Source organism: Desulfopila inferna (assembly GCF_016919005.1).
Taxonomy (GTDB): Bacteria; Desulfobacterota; Desulfobulbia; order Desulfobulbales; family Desulfocapsaceae; genus Desulfopila_A; species Desulfopila_A inferna.
In genome coordinates this window covers 186,021-207,079 of the sequence record NZ_JAFFQE010000001.1, presented here as the reverse complement: position 1 = coordinate 207,079, position 21,059 = coordinate 186,021, and the positions used below count along the sequence as shown (strand labels likewise).

General features: G+C 45.3%; 19 protein-coding genes. 12 read left to right on the top strand and 7 right to left on the bottom strand.

The genetic code is table 11. From position 1 onward, the window contains the following. Positions 1–19 precede the first annotated feature (19 nt). The 5 genes from proB to JWG88_RS00805 form a co-directional block, all read right to left on the bottom strand. Positions 20–1,177: a glutamate 5-kinase gene (proB, locus tag JWG88_RS00825; RefSeq protein ID WP_205231786.1), complete on the bottom strand. Its 1,158-nt coding sequence runs from the start codon at positions 1,175–1,177 to the stop codon at positions 20–22. A 238-nt stretch (positions 1,178–1,415) separates the two neighbouring features. Further along, positions 1,416–2,408: a GTPase ObgE gene (gene obgE / locus JWG88_RS00820; RefSeq protein ID WP_205231785.1), complete on the bottom strand. Its 993-nt coding sequence runs from the start codon at positions 2,406–2,408 to the stop codon at positions 1,416–1,418. 478 nt (positions 2,409–2,886) lie between these two features. Then, positions 2,887–3,144 (bottom strand): 50S ribosomal protein L27, encoded by a 258-nt coding sequence (gene rpmA / locus JWG88_RS00815; protein ID WP_205231784.1) that lies wholly within the window; start codon positions 3,142–3,144, stop codon positions 2,887–2,889. 137 nt (positions 3,145–3,281) lie between these two features. After that, positions 3,282–3,593, bottom strand: coding sequence for a 50S ribosomal protein L21 (gene rplU / locus JWG88_RS00810; RefSeq protein ID WP_205231783.1), 312 nt, complete (start codon positions 3,591–3,593; stop codon positions 3,282–3,284). Positions 3,594–3,940: 347 nt separating this feature from the next. After that, on the bottom strand, positions 3,941–4,387 hold the full coding sequence (locus tag JWG88_RS00805) for an AP2 domain-containing protein (RefSeq protein WP_205231782.1): 447 nt from the start codon (positions 4,385–4,387) through the stop codon (positions 3,941–3,943). Positions 4,388–4,693: 306 nt separating this feature from the next. On the opposite strand from JWG88_RS00805, the gene JWG88_RS00800 reads away from it, so the two are divergent. From JWG88_RS00800 to dusB, 9 genes are all read left to right on the top strand, one after another. Next, entirely contained in the window at positions 4,694–5,086 is a 393-nt protein-coding gene (locus tag JWG88_RS00800) for a MazG nucleotide pyrophosphohydrolase domain-containing protein (RefSeq protein WP_205231781.1), read from the top strand. A gap of 209 nt (positions 5,087–5,295) precedes the next feature. Then, positions 5,296–5,745 (top strand): 30S ribosomal protein S6, encoded by a 450-nt coding sequence (gene rpsF / locus JWG88_RS00795; protein ID WP_205231780.1) that lies wholly within the window; start codon positions 5,296–5,298, stop codon positions 5,743–5,745. A 140-nt stretch (positions 5,746–5,885) separates the two neighbouring features. Beyond that, the gene (rpsR, locus tag JWG88_RS00790) at positions 5,886–6,131 is read left to right on the top strand and encodes a 30S ribosomal protein S18 (RefSeq protein WP_205231779.1); all 246 of its coding nucleotides are present in this window, start codon (positions 5,886–5,888) and stop codon (positions 6,129–6,131) included. Between the two features lie 125 nt (positions 6,132–6,256). Continuing rightward, positions 6,257–7,237, top strand: a complete 981-nt coding sequence (locus tag JWG88_RS00785) for a DUF2232 domain-containing protein (protein WP_205231778.1) — start codon at positions 6,257–6,259, stop codon at positions 7,235–7,237. Between the two features lie 51 nt (positions 7,238–7,288). Next, positions 7,289–7,744, top strand: coding sequence for a 50S ribosomal protein L9 (gene rplI / locus JWG88_RS00780; RefSeq protein ID WP_205231777.1), 456 nt, complete (start codon positions 7,289–7,291; stop codon positions 7,742–7,744). Between the two features lie 151 nt (positions 7,745–7,895). Next, positions 7,896–9,263 (top strand): replicative DNA helicase, encoded by a 1,368-nt coding sequence (gene dnaB / locus JWG88_RS00775; RefSeq protein WP_205231776.1) that lies wholly within the window; start codon positions 7,896–7,898, stop codon positions 9,261–9,263. Between the two features lie 64 nt (positions 9,264–9,327). Next, positions 9,328–11,823 carry a leucine--tRNA ligase gene (leuS, locus tag JWG88_RS00770; RefSeq protein WP_205231775.1) on the top strand — a complete coding sequence of 832 codons (2,496 nt, stop codon included), beginning with the start codon at positions 9,328–9,330 and terminating at the stop codon, positions 11,821–11,823. Between the two features lie 118 nt (positions 11,824–11,941). Continuing rightward, a complete protein-coding gene (lptE, locus tag JWG88_RS00765) occupies positions 11,942–12,463 on the top strand; it encodes an LPS assembly lipoprotein LptE (protein ID WP_205231774.1) in 522 nt (173 codons plus the stop codon). Between the two features lie 368 nt (positions 12,464–12,831). Then, on the top strand, positions 12,832–13,776 hold the full coding sequence (gene dusB, locus JWG88_RS00760; protein WP_205231773.1) for a tRNA dihydrouridine synthase DusB: 945 nt from the start codon (positions 12,832–12,834) through the stop codon (positions 13,774–13,776). A 107-nt stretch (positions 13,777–13,883) separates the two neighbouring features. Here the strand turns inward: dusB and JWG88_RS00755 are convergent, their stop codons facing one another. Then, a complete protein-coding gene (locus tag JWG88_RS00755; RefSeq protein ID WP_205231772.1) occupies positions 13,884–14,771 on the bottom strand; it encodes a bifunctional 5,10-methylenetetrahydrofolate dehydrogenase/5,10-methenyltetrahydrofolate cyclohydrolase in 888 nt (295 codons plus the stop codon). A gap of 478 nt (positions 14,772–15,249) precedes the next feature. Then, positions 15,250–16,992: an NAD-dependent malic enzyme gene (locus JWG88_RS00750; RefSeq protein ID WP_205231771.1), complete on the bottom strand. Its 1,743-nt coding sequence runs from the start codon at positions 16,990–16,992 to the stop codon at positions 15,250–15,252. Between the two features lie 372 nt (positions 16,993–17,364). Between JWG88_RS00750 and JWG88_RS00745 the strand changes: the two genes are divergently transcribed. From JWG88_RS00745 to JWG88_RS00735, 3 genes are all read left to right on the top strand, one after another. Then, positions 17,365–18,423: a KamA family radical SAM protein gene (locus JWG88_RS00745; protein WP_306793028.1), complete on the top strand. Its 1,059-nt coding sequence runs from the start codon at positions 17,365–17,367 to the stop codon at positions 18,421–18,423. 138 nt (positions 18,424–18,561) lie between these two features. Further along, positions 18,562–20,112 carry a sensor domain-containing diguanylate cyclase gene (locus JWG88_RS00740; RefSeq protein ID WP_205231769.1) on the top strand — a complete coding sequence of 517 codons (1,551 nt, stop codon included), beginning with the start codon at positions 18,562–18,564 and terminating at the stop codon, positions 20,110–20,112. Positions 20,113–20,362: 250 nt separating this feature from the next. Then, complete coding sequence (locus JWG88_RS00735) at positions 20,363–21,055, top strand: DUF6901 family protein (protein ID WP_205231768.1); 693 nt, start codon at positions 20,363–20,365, stop codon at positions 21,053–21,055. The last annotated feature ends 4 nt before the right edge of the window (positions 21,056–21,059 follow it).

Genomic DNA, 21,059 nt, shown 5'->3' with positions numbered 1-21,059 from the left:
ATAATCCTCCGGTATACCATTACAAAATAACGAGGTTGTCCCTGTGAATGACGACATCACTCTCTCGATGTCCAAGTATATTTTGGATCTTTCCCGAGTTGGAACCTTTTATACGGTCTATCTCCTCTGCCCGGTAATTGGTAGTGCCTATGGCAATAATGCGACCTTCGCTATCAACACATTGAACGGACTCACCCACATTAAATTTTCCTTTGACAGAGACTATACCGGAGGGCAGCAGGCTTCTGCCGTTACAGCATATGGCCTGACCTGCTCCGCAATCCAACTCTAAAATACCTTTGGGCTTTAAAACGAAGGCGATCCACTGCTTCCTGCCCTGAAGTTTTCTTCCCTGGGGCAGGAAAAAGGTGCCTATCATTTCACCTGAAAATATTTTTTGTAGAATTCCTTCCATTCTCCCGGGTCCAATGAAAGATGAGCCACCCCCGGCAGCCACCTTTTTCGCCGCTAAAATTTTGCTGCGCATGCCGCCTGTTCCCAAGGCGCTCTTGCTATGGCCGGCCATTCGCTCAATGTCCTCGTTGACCTCGACAACTGTATGGACGGGTTCTGCAGTGCTGTCGGTCCCAGGATTTGCGGTGTAAAGGCAATCTACATCAGTCAGACAAATGAACATATCGGCTTCGATGAGATTAGTGACAAGTGCTCCCAGATTATCATTATCACCAAACTGGAGTTCCTCTGTTGCAACCGTGTCATTTTCATTAATAATGGGGATGACTCCCATTTTCAGAAGGGTGAAGATGGTATTTTTGAAGTTGACATACCTGTCTCTATGAGCAAGATCGGCATGCGTCAACAGGGCTTGAGCTATATTTTTCCCGTGTTTCAGAAAAGCCGAGTCGTAAATATGCATTAAATGAGATTGGCCGATTGCGGCCAAGGCCTGTTTTTCCTGCAAAGAAATATCTCTATCATCGATGAAGGAGATTTTGTTTTTCCCTGCGGCTACTGCTCCCGAGCTCACCAGGATAACTTCCCTGCCGCTGCTGTGCAGAAAGGAGATCTCTTTGGCGATGTTTTCAATAACTTCAAGATTCATGCTATTGGAAGAGGTCAAAACAGCGCTTCCAACCTTTATAACGATTCGTTTTGCCCTGGCAAACAAAGCATCTCGGCATTGAAGTTCGTGATCTTTAATATGTTGTAATGTCATATCATTTCCCAGTGATAACATCAGGAGGAAAATTTCTCTCAAACGAGAGAATATCGTCTGACGAGTACATATATTCCGGAAAAAGGTTCAGACGGGCCCCTGAGCTATAACTAGAGAATTTTCGCACCGTAATTAACCCAATCATAGTGATGCTGTCGAAATAGCCCGATCTCCAACCTGATCCTTATAAAACTAACTATCCAGTCATCTAAGTTGGTAGCAGCTTTTCATTATATTATCAAGAGTCTAAGAATAGAATATTGCCGATTAATTCTTTCAAGGATTCTATATTGTCCTCCTGAAGAGCAGATATTTCCACGGCTTGATATCCTTCTTGTTCAAAGTATTTCTTCAGATTCTCCAGTCGTTTGACATCAGTAATATCAGATTTATTGAGAACAACAAGGTGTTTTCTCTGCAGCAGCTCCTCTTTATAGTTTTCCAGTTCTGCATTAATTATTTTAAAATCAGGAACTGCATTTTCCTGAGAAGCATCAATTACATGAAGAAGGATTTTAGTTCTTTCAATATGCCGCAAAAAGATATGGCCCAAACCAACTCCTTCGCTTGCTCCCTCTATGAGTCCGGGTATATCGGCAATGATACAGCTTTTGTGATAGGGAAGGTGAAGTACTCCAAGCTGCGGTTCCAGAGTAGTAAACGGGTAATCGGCAATTTTGGGATTAGCTGCAGACAATTTTGACAAAAGCGTCGATTTACCGGCATTGGGCAATCCGACCAAACCTACGTCCGCTATAAGCTTGAGTTCGATTTTCAGCCACCTCTCCTCCCCTTCCTTTCCTTTTGTGGCAAATCGAGGTGTCCTGTTTGAACCGCTGGCAAAATGGCTGTTGCCTAGACCTCCGGAACCGCCCTCAGCAGCAATGAACCGGTCACCCTCATGGACCAGATCAGCCAGGATATCATTGCTCTCAGCATCTTTGATCACAGATCCCACGGGAACCGTGACGATACAATCTTTCCCTTTCCTGCCGTGCATGTTCTTTCCCTGACCATGCATGCCTCTTTCAGCTTTGAAATGGGATCTGAATCTGAAATCGATGAGAGAATGGAGTTTGCTGCTGGCAACGATGACCACACTGCCCCCATGGCCACCATCGCCACCATTGGGGCCGCCTTTGGGAACGTACTTCTCTCTTCGGAAGCTAACGCATCCGTTCCCACCATCTCCGGCTTTTACATTAAATTTGGCTTCATCTATAAAGGTCATTTCAGTTTTCTCACCGGGAACTGTGTATAATGATAATTTATCTGCATCAAGAAAGAGAATAAGGAAGGAGTATTCCCGGATGATTATCTATCCAAATGGATTCGTGAAAAGCTCGATCTACATCGTTGTAGATCTGACACGACGATTCGCCGTACCACGTGTAGTGCCGAATTACCGTTTCACACACTTCTGATTTCGATCCTTCCCGAAATCTGCACTTATCGGATGACTTCAGGAGATTATCAATCCAGATTATCGGTTCTTTTCTCATCCTGAAACATCAGAGGAAAAACTTCAATTACTCTTTTTGTTGATGTTGCCTGTTGAATCCAGGAGAACGGAGAGACCGCAGCAAATAACAGCTTGGATGACAAGGAGAGTGTAACCGCACAAAAAAACTCGACCATCAATTCCATGAGGTCGAGTTTTCATTTTTTTAAAAGGCCTAGCCTGACGGCATTGATGGTTATCGGAGTTTCTATGCTGCAGGGTAAATACTGACTCTCTTTCTGTCTTTTCCGAATGCCTCAAACGTTACAACGCCGTCTATTTTAGCAAATAAGGTGTAATCCCGCCCACAACCTACGTTGGTACCGGGATGAATCTTGGTTCCAAGCTGACGCACAATTATATTGCCCGCCTTGACTTCTTCTCCACCAAATTTCTTTACGCCTCTACGCTGTCCTTTGCTGTCACGACCGTTTCTTGAACTTCCGCCCGCTTTCTTATGTGCCATTTCTTACTCCTTATTACAGCTTGTGCCCATCCATAAATGCAAAAATTCACTCTAACTCCATGTGTTCAATGAGGAACAGATAGCGTAGTTCGAAATTGTTCATTCCTGGCGGACACCAGTTTTACGTCACCGAAGGTTTACACCGTAATTTCTTTGATCGCAAGAGCAGTGTAGAGCTGCCTGTGTCCCTGCTTCAGGCGATATCCCTTTCTTCTTTTCTTTTTGAAAACAATTACTTTCTTTGCTTTTCCCTGCTCAACAATGGTCGCGCTTACCTTAGCATTTTCAAGCTGCGGCGTACCGATATCAACATTTTCTTCATTGACAACCATGAGTACATCATTGAGCTCGACAGTATCACCAACCTCACCGTTGATTTTCTCGACGCGGAGTTGATCTCCCTGGGCAACCTGATACTGTTTTCCACCGGTACGGACTATAGCATACATTATATGATCCTCATCTACGCAAGTTATTCAATTACAATATAATTATTTTTACCAGAACATTGAATTTGACACTTTAATGAGACTTATGTCAATATTTATTTTTAATATACAGCAGTTTCCATGAAAATGGAATACCTTCCCTATCTGTTCTCACAATAGGTGATCTTACTAAAAGTCATTGGGATGGATTCTAAAAAAGCTCTTTAAACTAAACGTAGAAACCGAAATGAGCCGATCGTGATTTTTTTTACGAGTCCATCACAACAAAAAAGGGAACAGAAGAAGAATACTGCTTCTGTTCCCTTGCCTTACAACCCAACCCAGAGGCCAATCATCTTTAAGCAAGATCAGGTGGTATAGCCCAATCTTTCAAATTCCTTCTGCTTTCGGATTGAGCATGCTTTATTGAAAGCATTTTTTTTGCCGTGTTTGGCAATGGAAACTGATGTCTTGCCTTGTTTGCCGCTGTCGGTAACCCAACTTACTTCATACCTGTTCAATTTGTCATTCAACCTCACTCCGACAACTCCGGTTCCGGAGTTGCTGACGGTAACCATGTGCTTATTGGTACGAATTTTACCGAGCTTGCCTTCTGTCTTGTCTCTCCAGGAGATAGCGGAAAGCAGGCTTGAATAACGTCCGCCACACTTTTTATCGGAGAAAAATTTTGAATGAGTCTTACCCAGAAAACGAACCCGCACATACCAACCGTGGGTGCGTTTGGATTCCTGGTCGATTCGGGCAATATCCTTATGCTTCTCTAATAGTATGTTTTGTTTCTTGTCGTCTTCCATTTTATTCCTTCTTCACTGATTTTAACTGTTAATGTAAAAACTGATTTTTTATAGCTATGCTTGATAGCATATATTTACTAAATGAGTTAATTTACCTTCAGATTTATTTTTTGAGGCTGCATCCATATTGTCATATTTCACCGGAAAGCAAACCTAATTAGTTGGTCAGGTGACCTATGTCAACATTTTTTTTACTTTATCAGGTGCGAATAACTATCTCTCTCCGTAGCTGTCTAACAACCTAAAGCATCTCTCAAAATATTGCTAGCTTTTTGTTGCAGGACACAGATTATATCTCTTATATTTATGAAAAACAGCACTATATCTATTGACAAATTACTTAATACCATTCAAATTCTGCGCGGACCTCAGGGATGTCCCTGGGATAAAAAACAGACAACTGACTCTCTGCAAAAATATCTCAAAGAAGAAGTCGGTGAGCTTCTCCAGGCAATTGATAATGATGATACAGGAAATATCTGTGAAGAAATCGGAGATGTGCTTTATATTCTTATAATGTTGGCCGAGATCCATGCGGAAAATGAACAATTTACTTTTAACGACAGCATTAACGAGATAGATGCCAAGCTGATACGACGCCATCCACATGTTTTTGCCGGCAAAGAGATACAAAATGACGAGGATCTGCGTCTTCAGTGGGAGAAGATAAAAAGAGAGGAAAAAAAAGGAATTATTTGACACATTCGCTGGTTTAACCTATACTGCTCTGTTCTTCATGATTTAATGCCTTAAATTTTGAGGAACCAGTTACAGTCAACAAGTATGCACCGCACCATTTCGGCTGCGGCTGCTACCTCTTCGCTCTCTGCTTGAAAACAACAGGAAAGCGAGGGCCACCAACAAGGGACAAACAATCCCTTAAACCATGAGTCCACGAGGAGGAACACATGCGTAGGTATGAAACAATCTATATTCTTCGTCCTTCATTGAATGAAGAAGAAATCAACATCATCGTTGATAATTCAACCGCAGTCATTACAGGTGACGGCGGGCAAATTATTGAACTCGACAGATGGGGCATGAAGAAATTGGCCTATCCGATCAAAAAAGAGATTCAGGGGTTCTATATATACTCCGATTACTCTGGTACGCCTGAAGCGGTTGCCGAGATGGAACGTAAATTCCGTATCGAGGACGCAGTACTCCGGTACATGACAATCAAGACAGCCGACGTTATCACTGAAGAAGAGATAGCCGAAGCAACAACTTTAGCGGCAAACAAAACCGTCGCCGAGGAAGAATCCGAAGACGCTGAAGCTACTGAGGTCGAAAAAGAAGAAGAAGAAGAAGAAGAAGAAGAAGAAGATTCGGAGATATCTGATTCAGAGGCGGAATAAAAGCAGCGAAGGGGTTTTCAACAAATTCCTGGCAGTATTCAGAACCTCTGGATAGATTATTTCCCTGCAAAATAACAGGAACACAATCGTAAAGAAACTAAAACAGCGTGGAAACAACGCATACGATATAGGAGCAAGTTATGGCACAAAGACCACAAAAAAGATTATTCTCAAGGAAAAAGGTCTGTCGGTTCTGTGCTGACAAAGAAGCGACCATAGACTACAAGGATATAAAAACCTTAAGGAATTTCGTCTCAGAGAGAGGAAAAATTATACCCCGCCGCATCGTCGGAACATGTGCCACTCATCAGAGGCATCTTTGCGAGGCGATCAAGCGGGCACGCCAGATAGCCCTGCTGCCCTATTCCGGATCTCTGCAGGGATAATCGGCCAAGTTAGATTTTACAGTATCCCTTAAGGGGGTGTAGTGTCTTTTTGGAAAATTGTTTTCCTCTAAAGGACCACCTGAGGAAAACAATTTTCAAGACACTCATTACTAGGAATTTTTATTGTGGCCAAGCAGGTTGAAAAAAAACCTGAGAGAAAGAAAAATCTGGCACATATAGTCCTGCTTGCCCTGGCCTTGCTGCTGCCGAGCACAATGTGGATGGTATTTGGCTGGACCAGCTGCTTTCTACCCCTGCTTGTTTTCTTTTTCATCAACAAATATGGGTGGAGATATACTAACAACCACTTGGTAATCGCAGGGCCCGCCGCTCTTTTTTTGGGCTACTTATTCCAAAGCCTGGAGCTGGTATTTTTTTCTACAGCACTTTTGCCGGCTGGATATGCTGCAGCCTACGCGGCTCAACGCGGAGATTTACCCTGGCAGGCTGGTTTAAAAGCATGGCTGACGTTATGTTTATCCTTTTTTCTGTTTTTCGGCATATTGCTTATCAACAGTGAAATTTCTTTTTTTCAGGCTGTTACCGCATCGCTTCATCACGGCATAGATGAGGCTTTAAGGCAATACAGAGCAAGCGACAGTTTGTCTGCTGAAAATTTTGCCATGCTGGAGCAGACTCTGGAGCAGGTAAAAGCAGGCGCTCCCTTGATTATGCCAGCGATTCTAGGCGGTATACTGCTTCTTGTTTCCTGGGTGACGCTGGTGCTGGGTAACGCATTACTCCCCAAAACTGGAGCTGCTCAACCCTGGCCGGACTACCGCTGCTGGTGCCTGCCCGAAACGTTGGTTTGGGGGTTGATTATTTCAGGTGTTGCTGCAATGATACCTGGTAATATGATCCGAATCGCTGCAATAAACTGTGTAATTATTATTACCATACTATACAGTTTTCAAGGACTGGCCATACTTGCTTTTTTGCTGGATAAATGGAATATTCCACGACTGGTCCGTTCGCTCATCTATATAATGATAATTTTACAGTCCTTTGGTACGGTTCTTTTAATCGTTGCCGGGGTAGCTGATGTATGGTTCGACATAAGGCGAATACATTCAGAACAAAAAAATGATACCACTGATACGGAATAACAACTATTTACGATAGATTATTCTTTCCAGTACTATTGAGGGAGTCAAAAAATGGAGCTCATTCTTAAAGAAACTATTAATTCACTTGGCCAGGAAGGCGATGTAGTAAAGGTAAAGCCCGGTTTTGGGCGGAACTACCTGCTGCCTAAAGGCAAGGCCGTTATCGCCAACGCTCAGAACAAAGCCCTTTTTGAAAAAAATCGGGCAATCATTGAAGCGCGTCTTGCAAAAGAGCGTAAAGAAGCGGAGGCGCTCGCCAAGAAACTTGCCGGTATTTCTGTTGAGATTACACAGCTCGTCGGCGAGGACGAGAGGCTTTTCGGCTCGGTAACCAGCGGCGATATCTGCGAAAAGCTTGCAGAGCACAACATACATATCGACAAACGGCAAATTGTTCTTCCCAATCCTATCAAAACCGTCGGCGTCACCACTGTTCCAATTAAAGTTGGTTTTGAGATAACAGCAGATATTCAAATAAAAGTTTCTGCCAAGGATACTAACGAGTAAATGTAATTTGAAATCCGGCCAAACAGAGATATTGATCAGCTTCATGAAGTTTTGCCGGTGTCCGGACCCGTTCGACCTCTACACACCATATGAGATAATGCTCTCTATGGTGTGTTTGTGTTTTCAAAAAACAGTGTAGAAAGAAAAGACAATGAGTAATCCGTCAACTTCATTAGCACAGTCCAGAGTCCCCCCCCAGAACCTTGAGGCTGAACAATCCGTCCTCGGCTCCATCCTGCTCAAAAACAATGCTTTCGGCAATGTTGTTGAAGTGTTGCATCCTGATGATTTTTATTCTCCCGCGCATCGGATCATCTTCCATGCGATGATGTCATTGTTTGAAAAAAATGACCCGCATGACATCATTACCCTGGCCAATTATCTCAAGGATCAAAATTCCCTTGATCAGGTTGGCGGTGCTGCATATCTGGCCAATCTCACTTCTATTGTGCCGGTTACAGCCAATATCTCATCATATGCCAACATCATTAAACAAAAAGCCGTCTTACGAAAACTCATAGAAGTTAATACCGAAATTGCCGGCAGGTGTTACGACGAACAGGGTGAGATAGACCAGCTTGTCGATGACGCCGAGCAGGCGATCTTTGATATTGCGGGGAAGAAAAGCGGGCAGAATTTCACTCCTTTAAAAGAAATTATCCCGACAGCCTTTGAAAAAATCGAACAGCTCTTCAAACGCAAGGAACTCATTACCGGGGTACCGACCGGATATTTTGAAATTGATAAAATGACCGCCGGACTGCAGCCTTCCGATCTTATCATCCTGGCGGGAAGGCCATCCATGGGAAAAACAGCCTTTGCCATGAATATCGCTCAACATGCCGCTCTGGTAGAAAAAACAGGAGTGGCGATTTTCAGTCTGGAAATGTCAAAGGAACAACTTACCATGCGATTGTTGAGTTCTGTCGGCAGAATAGATTCACAGAGAATTCGCACGGGCAAACTTCACGATGAAGATTGGCCCAAGCTGACTCGCGCAGTTGGCATGCTGTCTGAGGCTCCGCTCTATATCGATGATACTCCGGCGATCTCCGTCTTGGAAATGCGGTCAAAAGTACGCAGACTTGCTTCACAGTATCCGATAGGCATGATACTGGTCGATTATCTTCAACTTATGCGGGGACGAAACAGCACCGAAAACAGGACCCAGGAAATTAGTGAAATTTCCAGATCATTGAAGGCATTGGCCAAAGAACATAATGTGCCTGTTCTCGCCCTCTCTCAGCTGAATCGTGGGCTTGAAAGCCGAACCGACAAACGGCCGATGATGTCGGATCTTCGCGAGTCGGGCGCTATCGAACAGGATGCCGACATCATCTGTTTTATCTATCGCGACGAGGTTTACAACAAGTCGGAGGATAACCCGGACATGGGTACGGCTGAAATCATCATCGGCAAGCAGCGTAATGGACCTACCGGTGTGGCCAAGTTAACATTTATTAAAGAATTCACAATGTTCGAGAACATGAGCAACTTTGATGATTCCGATTACCATTAATAATTCGACTGTTTTCAGGAATCACCAATACCACTATCAACACAGCGCAACTGAGAGTCTTCCAATGGGTGAAAATACAACAAACAGTTTATGGTACGACTTTAAAGCCATTGAGGCGAAATGGCAGCAAAAATGGGAAGTTGAAAAATCATATAGTGTTTCCGAAGATTCCACCAAGGAAAAATACTATGTCCTGGAAATGTTTCCCTATCCCTCCGGTCGTATTCATATGGGACACGTCAGAAACTATTCCATTGGGGATGTCGTCGCCAGATACAAGCGCATGCGCGGCTACAACGTTCTTCATCCCATGGGTTGGGATGCCTTTGGCCTTCCTGCGGAGAATGCAGCCATCAAGAATAACACCCACCCTGCGGAATGGACGTATCAAAACATTGACTACATGCGTAATCAGCTGAAACAGCTCGGTTTTTCATATGATTGGGAAAGAGAGATAGCCACTTGCCATGAAAAATACTACCACTGGGAACAGGTATTATTTTTGGAAATGTACCGCAAGGGACTGGTTTACCAGAAGGTCACCACGGTGAACTGGTGCGAATCCTGCCAGACGGTTCTTGCCAATGAACAGGTAGTGGAAGGTGTTTGCTGGCGCTGTGATCAAGCCGTTCTTCCCCGTGAAATGAAAGGCTGGTTCTTCAAGATCACCGATTTTGCCGAAGAACTGCTCGCCGATCTCGATTCATTGACGGGATGGCCGGAAAAGGTTCTCACCATGCAGCGCAACTGGATAGGTAAATCCACCGGATTAAATTGTGAATTTAAAGTTGACGGCGCCGACGCATCCATTGCAATTTTCACAACCCGGCCGGATACAATATTCGGCGTCACCTTTCTTTCACTTGCTCCTGAACACCCGTTGCTGCACAGTTTGATTGCCGGCACCGACAGGGAAAAAGAAGTTACAGAATTTGCCAACCGGATCATTACCGAAAAGCAACGCAGCAGCCATGAGGAAGAACCGGTCAAGGAAGGTATATTTACCGGAAGGTATTGCATCAATCCTTTCAATGGTGAAAAAATTCCTATTTATGTCGCTAACTTCGTTCTTATGGAATATGGAACAGGTGCAGTCATGGCGGTACCGGCCCACGATCAGCGGGACTTCGAATTTGCCAGGAAATATAATCTCGAAGTCCGTCCAGTCGTCATTCCGGAAAACCGAGATTTAGATGGAGAAACTATGGAGGAAGCCTCCATTCTTCCCGGCGTGCTGAGAAATTCCGGTCACTTCGACTCAATGGAAAGTATCGAAGCCCAGAAGGCCATTATTGATTATGCCCGAGAAAATGCTTTTGGTTCAGCTCAGACGACGTATCGGTTAAGAGACTGGGGGATCTCAAGGCAGAGATTCTGGGGAGCACCCATTCCCATGGTTTATTGCGACAAATGCGGGATACAGCCGGTACCGCAGGAAGATTTGCCGGTGAAACTGCCTCAGGACACGCCAACTTCGGACGGCAGTTGTAAGCCCCTGCACCAGCGTAATTCCTTCATTGAAACATCATGTCCAAACTGTTCCGGCCCGGCACGACGGGAAACCGACACCATGGACACCTTTGTTGAATCCTCATGGTACTTTGCCAGATACACCTGCCCTTCCTACACTGATGGACCTTTGAACAAGGCAAAAGCATCATATTGGCTTGGAGTTGACCAGTACATCGGCGGCGTGGAACATGCTATCCTTCACCTTCTCTACTCCCGTTTTTTCACCAAGGTTCTCAGGGACCTCGGTTACCTGGATATAGCTGAGCCCTTTACCAACCTGCTCACTCAGGGAATGGTGATAAAGGATGGAGCCAAGATGTCAAAATCAAAAGGGAATGTGGTTGACCCGCACGATCTCGTTATTGAATATGGCGCCGATACGGTACGGTTGTTCAGTCTCTTTGCGGCTCCGCCGGAAAGGGATCTGGAGTGGTCTTCCCAGGGTGTTGAAGGCGCTTCACGCTTTCTTAACCGGGTTTTTCGTTTCATCGATGCCAACAAGGCAAGTCTGCATGATCGCAAAAGCACTCTGCCGAAGCTATCTGGAAAAGGACAGGAACTGCATCGCAAATGTCACCAGACTATTCGTAAAGTAACCCATGACATTGAGACGAACTTCCATTTTAACACTGCTATCAGTGCGGTTATGGAGTTGTTCAACGCTCTTTCTTCCCTCACCGCGGAGGGCGGAGATGCCGATGTCCCGGACGCAGTTATCCAGGAGGCGGTGGATACTCTGCTGCTTCTGCTCTCTCCCATGGTTCCCCATTTCACCGCGGAAATGTGGCAAATATGCGGAAATAGCGATGATATAGAAAGCAGAACCTGGCCTGAATTCGATAAGGAAGCTGCCAAAGAAGACATGCTGACCATAGTCCTGCAGGTAAACGGCAAGGTCCGTTCGCGTCTGGAGGTGCCGGCCGATATTGATGACCAGTCTCTTAAAGAAATGACAATGGAAGATGAAAAGATCAGACGTTTTCTTGGCGAGAAACCTGTGAAAAAAATTATTGTGGTAAAGAAGAAACTTGTTAATATCGTCATTTAGATTTAGATAGGTTTGTCTGGGGATAAGCGCTACCGCTCAACCATTCGGTCATTCTTTGGCGAAGAAACCGATTTCTGGTAATTTGATCATAGTTGTCACAACTTAACGGAGTTTACAATTGAAAAACAAAATCTCTATTCTTTTATGTATTGGCGTGCTTTTGATTGTGGTATCCTGTGGTTATAGAAATCCTTACGTTTATACCGGGCCTGATAAATCCATCTATATCACCTCCTGGAAAAACAGGACCAGTGAGCTTCAGCTCGAATCAGAAATTTATCAATCGTTGCTGCAGTGGTTCCAGAAGAGTGATTCCTTGAATATTGTGAAAGACAGGTCCTCCGCGGATCTGATATTGGCCGGAGAAATTATCTCTATTGACTTGCCGAGCCTCTCTTATGGTGCAAACAACACGACTCAGGAGGTCAAGCTTCTCCTTAGGGTCAGATATATCCTCAAGGATATCGAGACCGGGGAAATACTCTTCCAGCAACCAAACCAGCTGCGCACCGAAGAATATGTGGTTTCAGCAGATTCTTCAGTCACTCGTGACAGTGAAGAAAAAGCCCTTGAAACCATTATTGACGAACTCTCCCAGGATATTTATCTGCAAACTTTGACAAAACTGCCCACGCTTTAGCACCACCCAAACCCAGCCGTGCCTGACAAGTGCCTTTAGACGAATTGCTTTTTAAAATACCAGGAAAATAATTCGTCAGGCACTAAACCAGCGGCGGCGAAACAGGATAATAGCCCAGCCCCATAGAGACAACCTCACATTTTTTATGGCGGTTTGCCAGGAGTAACATGATGCTGACGGCAGCTATCCTGAACCTGCCTAATTGTTAATGGCTAATGGATAATGGTTTAAAAGGTTCCTCGCCCAACTCTCTCCCCATCATCTTTGCGGGTTAAATACCCATCGATGTCAGGAGTTCACTGATCTTACGGCAATTGACTTAAGCACCCTTGTCCGAGATTAACGCCTTTCTTCTTGCTTTTTAAATAATGCTCAGTATCGCCAACATCCAACTCTCTTCGCCTTTTGTCCTCGCTCCACTTGCCGGCTACAGCGATTTACCATTCCGGCTATTATGCCGGGAATTCGGCGCAGGAATGTGCGTCTCGGAAATGATCAGCTGTCATGGCCTGGCTTATCAGCAGAAAAAAACGCTGCAGATGCTCAGCTCCTTTCCTGCAGAAAAGCCGGTGTCGTTCCAGCTTTTTGGTGCCGATGTCTATATGATGGCCAAGGCTGCAGGGATTCTCAATTCCTTCTCTCCTGATCTTGTCGATATCAACATGGGGTGCCCCGTTAAAAAAGTCACCAAAAAAGGCGCGGGGGCCGCCTTAATGTCTACACCCGAGCTGGCTGAGAAAATTATCAGAGAGGTTGTCAAAAACAGCGAGGCTCCGGTAACGGTCAAATTTCGCAAAGGTATCAATGCCCACTCGATATCCTGCGTCGATTTCGCCAAAATGGTTGAAGAATGCGGTGCTGCTGCCGCAATAATTCATGGCCGCACCTGGAGCCAGGGATTTACCGGTATTGCCGATTGGGAGTGTGTTGCGCAGGTAAAAAAGGCAATATCCCTTCCGGTTATCGGCAACGGTGATATCGGCAGTTTTCAGGAGGCACGGGAACGATTACGGACTTCAGGCTGCGACGGTGTCATGATCGGCAGAGGTGCATTAGGGAACCCTTGGGTTTTTTCTGAGGACGGGCGTCCTGGCCTACCAGCCGATATTTTCAAGGGAGCGAGCCGCCATCTTGAGCTGATGCAGCAACACCTGGATGTGGAGCGCCTGCTCGCCGTCATAAAAAATCACATAGGCCGGTATGTTAAGCATATGAAAGGAAGCGCCCAAATACGTAAACAAATATATGAGAGCTCATCATTTACTGAACTCCATACCTTGATGAAAGATCTTGCGTCGAACCAGCAGGTGTGAAGAAGTTACAGGAGTTGAGAAAACTCCTGCGGAAAGATAGGGGGAATGAAAATCGCCCTGCAAAACTGCCGCTTTCGGCTGAACGCAGGACGATTTTATTTATCTGATCAAATCAGTCCTGCCGCCATTTTGGCAGACTGCAGAGTATTTTTCATAAGCATGGTAATCGTCATAGGTCCGACACCACCAGGTACGGGCGTGATGACCGAGGCCTTTTCCTTAACAGCGTCGAAATCAACATCTCCGGCAAGAATAGCTTTACCTGATTCTGTCTTGCCTATTCTGTTCACTCCTACATCCATTATAGCCACACCATCTTTGACCATATCCGCGGTTACCATTTTCGGAACACCGACGGCGGCAATAATTATATCGGCCCGGCGGCAGTGAGCCGCCATATCTTTTGTTCTGGTATGGCAGACGGTGACGGTGGCATTTCCTGATTCTCTTTTCTGCATCATCAGGTTTGCCATAGGTTTGCCGACGATGTTGCTTCTTCCGATGATCACCACCTCAGCACCACTGGTCTCTACACCACTTCTGGCCAGGAGTTCGAGAACACCATGAGGTGTGCAGGGAAGAAAGCATTTCTCGCCCAGTACCATTCTCCCTATATTGACCGGGTGAAATCCGTCTACATCTTTATCCGGATTGATTTCGTTGAGGATCAACCCTTCATTGATATGCTTGGGCAAAGGTAACTGGACCAGGATGCCGTTACATGAATCATCAGAATTATATTTTCTTACAAGCTCGAGAAGCTCGTCTTCAGGTGTGTCGGCATCTAAAGTTATCTGTTCGGAATGGATACCGATGGCATGCGCGGTCTTGTTCTTGGCAGCAACATATGATTGTGAAGCGGGATCTTCTCCTACTAGGATGGTCACGAGACCTGGTATAATGTTGTGCTTTTCTTTTAATTCGGCGATTTCTACTTTCAGTTCTTCCCTGATTTGCTTAGCTACTTCAGTACCGCTGATAATTTTAGCTGTCATTTTTTTCACCTCTTGTTGAAAGCTTATCTTGAATGTTTCTCCCTCTCGTCTGGAACCCCTGTTTAAGTCCCTTATATACCGTCCGCAGGTTGCCGGACAATCTCTCGAAATAATAGCTTAAAAGGCAATTTATTGGAATGATTGTTAATCCATCTCTTCAAAAAAAAAATATTTTAAAATGATGATAGTGCAAAAATTCGCTATGTTCCCCGAATGGCTGGATGAAAGTAGCGAAGACCCGAGATAAGCAAGTACTTTGGATACCCTTGGGGTGCAGGGACTTTTTATGATGCCATCAATAGATTGGTTCTGCTGATAAGCCGGTACCTCCAGCACAGTTATATTCAGCTGAAATACCACGCCCTGCTACAAAATGCCAAAGAATTATAAATAATTGACCAAAGCCAACGGATAAATTCCTGCCAAACAATCAAACCCGCAACTATTCAAGACTATCATAAAAACCGGATATCCGGAATTACATAGCAACAAGCGGCAGATAGTCTGGTTCCCAGCGCATCTTGCGGATCAACTTTTTCATTCGCTGCTCATCGTTTTCATGTTGGAAATCTGAAAATACACAAGGTCTGCTTACTCCTTCTCTTACTGCACTCATGGCCACCGCAAGTGCAACTTTGAGTGAAATATTTTTCAGCTCGGCAAGCCGGGGAACAAGGCAGCCTTCTTCCATTTCGTCTCGTGTTACACAATCGGACACCGCCCTGGCTGCAGCCGTAAAAAATTGGGGAAGCACTTCCTTTGCGCCGGAAGCCAGAATGCCTAACCCTATGCCTGGAAAGACCAGAACATTGCTGGCCTGCCTGGTGGTATACACCTTCCCGTCAATATGAAATGGTGAAAATGGGCTGCCTGTGGCGACAATGGCCCTGCCATTTGTCCACTTATAGATATCCAGCGGCTGCGCTTCAATAACAGACTCAGGATTGGAGAGCGGCAGGATCACGGGCCTGGAGGTATTTCCGGCAACTGCATCTACCACCTCCTGAGTAAAGCAGCCGACACATCCTCCCTGCCCCGAGGTGCCGACCAGGACTGTGGCGCCGGATTTGGCGATTATATCTTCAAGATGAAGGTTTTTTTCCCTTATCCAGGGGAATTGATTGACATCCTTGGCATATCTCTTTTTATACAGCTCACATTGACGCCCTTTATAGATTATGCCTTTTGAGTCGAGGGCGAATATTCTCTCCTTGGCCTTGGCGGCAGACAGGCCTTCTTCCATTAAAGCAAGTTCGAGCTGTTCGGCTACACCTACTCCGCATGTACCGGCACCATGAATCAGAAATATCTGATCGGTAAGTTTTTCTCTTTTTATTTTCATGGCCGTCAGGATAGATGCCAGCACGATAGCTCCCGTCCCCTGAATATCTTCATTGAAGGAAATCAGTTCATCACTGAAAGCATCTCGGGTGGAAAAGGCATTCTGCTTGGTAAAATCCTCCCATTGACAGATTGCATGGGGGAAAACATTCCTGAATGCACGGGCAAACCTGCCGATAAACTGGAGGTATTCCTCCCCCTGGAGCCGCTCATGACGCCAACCTAAATATTCGTTATCGGCCAGCAGCGATTCATTGTTCGTGCCGACATCAAGCGATATCGGCAAACAGTGCCAGGGAGCTATTCCGGCACCCTGAGTGTAGAGCATCAGTTTGCCGAGACAGATGGCAATTCCTCCGACACCCTGGTCACCAACCCCGAGGACTCCCTGATTATCTGTGACTACAGCGATCCTGATATCCCGATGAGCATATCTCCTGAGGATGTCCTCGGCATTATTAATATTACCGGGGTATAAATGTATGCCGTTGGCCTTTCGGAACATCGAAGAATACTGCTGTACAGCCAGTTCAACGGTAGGTGTATAAATAATACCGATATATTTTTCTATATCGCTTTCTATGACCGCATGAGCAAGGGTAACATTTCTATCAAAAAGTTCGCGAATAAACCGAAATTTTTCGACATCGTCCTGCCGCGCCTCAACCTTGCCTTTGGTCGCCTCGACCTGGCTGTCGAGATCACGAACAGATGGCGGCAGAACACCCTCGAGACCGAGCATTTTTCTCTCTTTGAGGTTGAACGCCGTTCCCTTGTTGACAAAACTTATCGCATGAACGGACGGACCGCTGTCGTAGACGAGGATTTCTCTGGTATTTCCATATTCATCATATTTAAATCTGTATTGATTAGTCGCCATGTATAATCCTCAATGCTCGATTCAATAAAAAAGTGGTAACCTCAGCAGCATCCCATCTGCACCCGATCAACCCGTAAAACATAGGCACACTATAGTTCTCCGGGCTGCTCGGAGTCTGCGCTTACCTGCGCACAACTGGAGCGCTGCTGAACAGTTATAGTTCAGGGCAAACTGCCGGTTTTTAGCTTCTTGCTGAATAGTTACAAAAAGTTAAGCTGGCTCAGGAGTCCATTGACTTTTTAGTGTATTGCTCCTAAAAGTCTTCCACTAAAAACAGCAAAACGGAAAGTACTTTAAAGAAAAAGCAAACAGCTCAATTACAACCACCAAGATAAATATCCAGCTCTGCTGAGCTAGAAGTACACTACCATAATGACCTCCATGAAAAACTGGCAAGAGATACTCAGACAAAGTGTAACAACTTTCGCCGATCTTCAAAAGCATTTAAATTGCGATAATAACGTATTAGAAGATGTTATAGCAACGTTTCCAATGCGGATTAATCCATATTTTTTAGAATTGATTCAAAAGCACGGAGCCCCACTGAGCCGTCAGGCAGTTCCGAATATCCTGGAAATTCAGGACACTGTGGGTATATCGGATCCTCTTGATGAAGACAATCTCAGCCCGGTGAATAACCTGGTTCATAAATATCCGGACAGAGCACTTTTTCTGGTGACTAATCGATGCGCCATGTATTGCCGATTCTGTACACGCAAAAGAAAAGTCGGAACTGAAAAAATGCGGATTACCGCCAAATCCCTTGAAGACTGTTATCTTTATTTGCGCGCTACGCCGCAGATCCGGGAAGTGCTTATCTCCGGAGGCGATCCTCTGCTCCTTGAAGATGATAAATTAGAAGATATACTCCGCAGGCTCAGGGAAATACCCTCTATCGAAGTGCTCCGTATCGGCACCAGGGTTCCCGGGACACTTCCGATGCGGATTACGAAGCAGCTTGTCGACATGCTGAAGCGGTATCACCCTCTCTACATCAATACCCACTTCAATCACCCCCTGGAGATAACCGCAGAGGCGAAAACCGCCTGCAATCTTCTGGCAGACGGCGGAATTCCGCTGGGCAACCACACAGTTCTTCTCAAAGGAATAAACGACAGCAGCGAGATTCTCCGCCGCCTGTTCCTTAATCTCCTTAAAATCCGCGTTAAGCCGTATTACCTTTTTCAGACGGATTTGACGTGTGGAACCAATCATTTCCGTACCCCAACGGCAAAAGGCATAGCTATAATGCGGGATCTTATTGGTCACATTTCAGGGATGGCCATACCCACCTTTGCCCTTGATGCTCCGGGAGGAAAAGGCAAAATACCACTGACTCCTGAATATATAATCAATCATGGCTCAGATCTCAGCTTTACCAACTATACCGGGGAGATCTGTCACTATCCTGAGCCCGTCGATACCTTTTAAAAAGCTAACTTTCAGGGTAGATCCCCAATTTTGAGCTCCTTGCTGAAATAGTTATTTAAAAAATTTATCCCTCTTGAACGAGAGTAAAAATTAGCTTACTCTTAGCGCGTATATTCATTCCCTATCCTGGAGAGCATCATGAAGCAAAAAGATATCCTCAAAGAGGTACTGAGATCCGAAGATCTGCCAACACTGCCGACGGTGGCATCAAAGCTGATTACCCTTACTTCCAAGGAGGATACCACTCTTTCTGATATTGCCGAACTGATATCAAAAGACATTTCCCTATCTGCCAAGATATTGAAGGTATCTAATTCGGCGTTCTACAGTTTTCCGCAACAGATCGGCTCCATCCATCAGGCCGTATCGATTCTCGGCACTAATGCGGTCAGGAGCCTTGTACTCTCTTTTTCCTTTCTTTCCATTAAATCGGGCAGTAATGCCTCCAAATTCAATTTTGAACAATTCTGGCAGCGCTCCCTGGCGCTCGCGGTTGCCTCAAAGCTTATTCTCGAAAAGGTGAAGGAAGCCGATACAGAAGAGATATTTATCTCCGGACTTTTACAGAATCTGGGAGAGCTCATCTTTGCCCGCACTTTCGCAGCAGAATATGATCGGGTGCTCCACGAAGTTGCCGACAAACAGCATGACACCATCCTTGCGGAAGAGAGTGTAATCGGGGCCAATCACTGCTTCGTCGGGTTCGAAGTCGCCAGGAAATGGGGTTTCCCGGAAACACTGCTTCTGCCCATTCTGCATCACCACTCTCCAGATAGATTTGAAGGTAAGAGCGCAAAACTCAAGCAGATGATCAATGCCGTCTATCTCTCCGATATCCTGATTAATATTCTCTATTCAGAAAAGCCTGAAGATTATCACAGGCAATTCCGCAAGGAAGCCAGGAAACTGCTTAAAATCTCCCCTGCCGATATCGAATCCATTCTTGATGATATCCACAATCAGGTGGAAAAGGCCGGCCACTATTTTGGCCTGAAGATCAAAAACACCCGTGCCATTCAGGATATTCTACAGGAAGCCAACATCCGTTTGAGCCTGCTTAACCTCGATTATGACCAAATGAACAAGCAGCTCATTCAAACAAAAATGACCCTCGAAAATTTAACCAAAGAACTTGAAGAAAAAAATCGTATACTGGATAATCTTGCCAATGTCGATGGATTGACCGGCGTCTTTAATCACAGGTACTTCCAAAATATCCTGGATCAGGAGATAAGCCGGGCCGAACGCAATGACAACTGTCTCTCCATTGTCTTCTCAGATATCGACCATTTTAAGAAATTTAACGATAATTACGGCCATCAGGCAGGTGACTTCGTTCTCAGAGAATTCTGCGGCGTCTTGAAAAACCATCTGCGAAAATATGATGTGCTGGCCCGTTATGGCGGTGAAGAATTCGTTATTATTCTCCCCGAAACGGAGGAAAGCGAGGCATTGACCGTTGCTGAAAAACTACGGCAGGCTATAGAAAAAAGTTCCTTCGATGATGGCGGAGAGCAATACGCGGTTACTGCAAGTTTTGGTGTAGCCGGTAGCAGGCCGGCAATTGAAGACAATTTCGACAAAAACCAACTGATCAGCAAAGCGGATAGTGCCCTCTACGCCGCCAAGGAAAGCGGTCGAAATACCTCATGTATCTATTCACCGAAGAAGAAGTGGTTTAAATTCTAGCCAGCTGAGATGGACTCTTTACAGTACCCCATTGAGGTGTATTAAAGCCTTGGCTATAGAGGCAGGCTCACAAATTCTAATAGATGGGCAGTTTTGCAGGGGTAAGGCACTATCCCAGCTGAGCTGGATAAGTGCATTGGGTGTAAGGGTTCGTCGCGAATTTTAATACGTTTTATGTTACGTGTTGGTTGTGGTGGTATTTCAATTGTAAGGCACTAAACTGTGTTTGTTCAGAAAAGAGAATGTTAATATGGCATCCATACACTACGACTATTGCTTTACCTTTCCTCGCGGTAAGAAAAAAAAATTTACCCTAGAAATCGACCACAATACGCTGCTGCTCATTCCCGGGACCGACATTTTTGCAGACTGGTCCAGACTTTCCAGCAACCAGTGCTCTTGCTGCCCTCTCTCGCTTGAAGAAAACCAGCACTGTCCCATAGCCGCCAATCTCTCGGAACTTGTAAGCGCATTCACCGATACCGCTTCCTATGAATCCTGTCACGTCTCCTGTACCACAGCTGAACGCGTTATCTCCAAGAATACCATCGTACAAGAGGGACTGAGCTCTATAATGGGAATTATTATGGCCACCAGCGGCTGCCCCATCATGGATATTTTAAAGCCGATGGCCCGGTTTCATCTGCCCTTTGCGACAGTCGACGAATCAATGTTCAGATCCATTTCAGTCTACCTGCTCCGCCAATATTTTATTCATCTGGATAGCGGCGCCAGTGATTTCCATCTCGAAAACGTCAAAGCCTACTACAGCAAAATAGAAGTCGTAAACAGCGGTATTCTGGAGAGGATACGAAAAGCCTCGAGAAAAGATGCAGACAGGAATGCCATCGTGATTCTCAATTGTCTGGCGCAGATTCTCTATCTTGAACTGGATGACAATCTTCAGTCTCTGCAGTATATCTTCAAAGATTCTCTACTATGATTTC

Coding starts and splice junctions, on each gene's coding strand:
- leuS (WP_205231775.1), top strand. CDS start 9,328: ATGGGTGAAAATACAACAAACAGTTTATGGTACGACTTTAAAGCCATT.
- rplU (WP_205231783.1), bottom strand. CDS start 3,593: ATGTATGCTATAGTCCGTACCGGTGGAAAACAGTATCAGGTTGCCCAG.
- dusB (WP_205231773.1), top strand. CDS start 12,832: ATGCTCAGTATCGCCAACATCCAACTCTCTTCGCCTTTTGTCCTCGCT.
- dnaB (WP_205231776.1), top strand. CDS start 7,896: ATGAGTAATCCGTCAACTTCATTAGCACAGTCCAGAGTCCCCCCCCAG.
- JWG88_RS00740 (WP_205231769.1), top strand. CDS start 18,562: ATGAAGCAAAAAGATATCCTCAAAGAGGTACTGAGATCCGAAGATCTG.
- rpsR (WP_205231779.1), top strand. CDS start 5,886: ATGGCACAAAGACCACAAAAAAGATTATTCTCAAGGAAAAAGGTCTGT.
- JWG88_RS00755 (WP_205231772.1), bottom strand. CDS start 14,771: ATGACAGCTAAAATTATCAGCGGTACTGAAGTAGCTAAGCAAATCAGG.
- JWG88_RS00735 (WP_205231768.1), top strand. CDS start 20,363: ATGGCATCCATACACTACGACTATTGCTTTACCTTTCCTCGCGGTAAG.
- JWG88_RS00750 (WP_205231771.1), bottom strand. CDS start 16,992: ATGGCGACTAATCAATACAGATTTAAATATGATGAATATGGAAATACC.
- obgE (WP_205231785.1), bottom strand. CDS start 2,408: ATGACCTTTATAGATGAAGCCAAATTTAATGTAAAAGCCGGAGATGGT.
- proB (WP_205231786.1), bottom strand. CDS start 1,177: ATGACATTACAACATATTAAAGATCACGAACTTCAATGCCGAGATGCT.
- rpmA (WP_205231784.1), bottom strand. CDS start 3,144: ATGGCACATAAGAAAGCGGGCGGAAGTTCAAGAAACGGTCGTGACAGC.
- JWG88_RS00745 (WP_306793028.1), top strand. CDS start 17,365: ATGACCTCCATGAAAAACTGGCAAGAGATACTCAGACAAAGTGTAACA.
- JWG88_RS00800 (WP_205231781.1), top strand. CDS start 4,694: ATGAAAAACAGCACTATATCTATTGACAAATTACTTAATACCATTCAA.
- rpsF (WP_205231780.1), top strand. CDS start 5,296: ATGCGTAGGTATGAAACAATCTATATTCTTCGTCCTTCATTGAATGAA.
- rplI (WP_205231777.1), top strand. CDS start 7,289: ATGGAGCTCATTCTTAAAGAAACTATTAATTCACTTGGCCAGGAAGGC.
- JWG88_RS00805 (WP_205231782.1), bottom strand. CDS start 4,387: ATGGAAGACGACAAGAAACAAAACATACTATTAGAGAAGCATAAGGAT.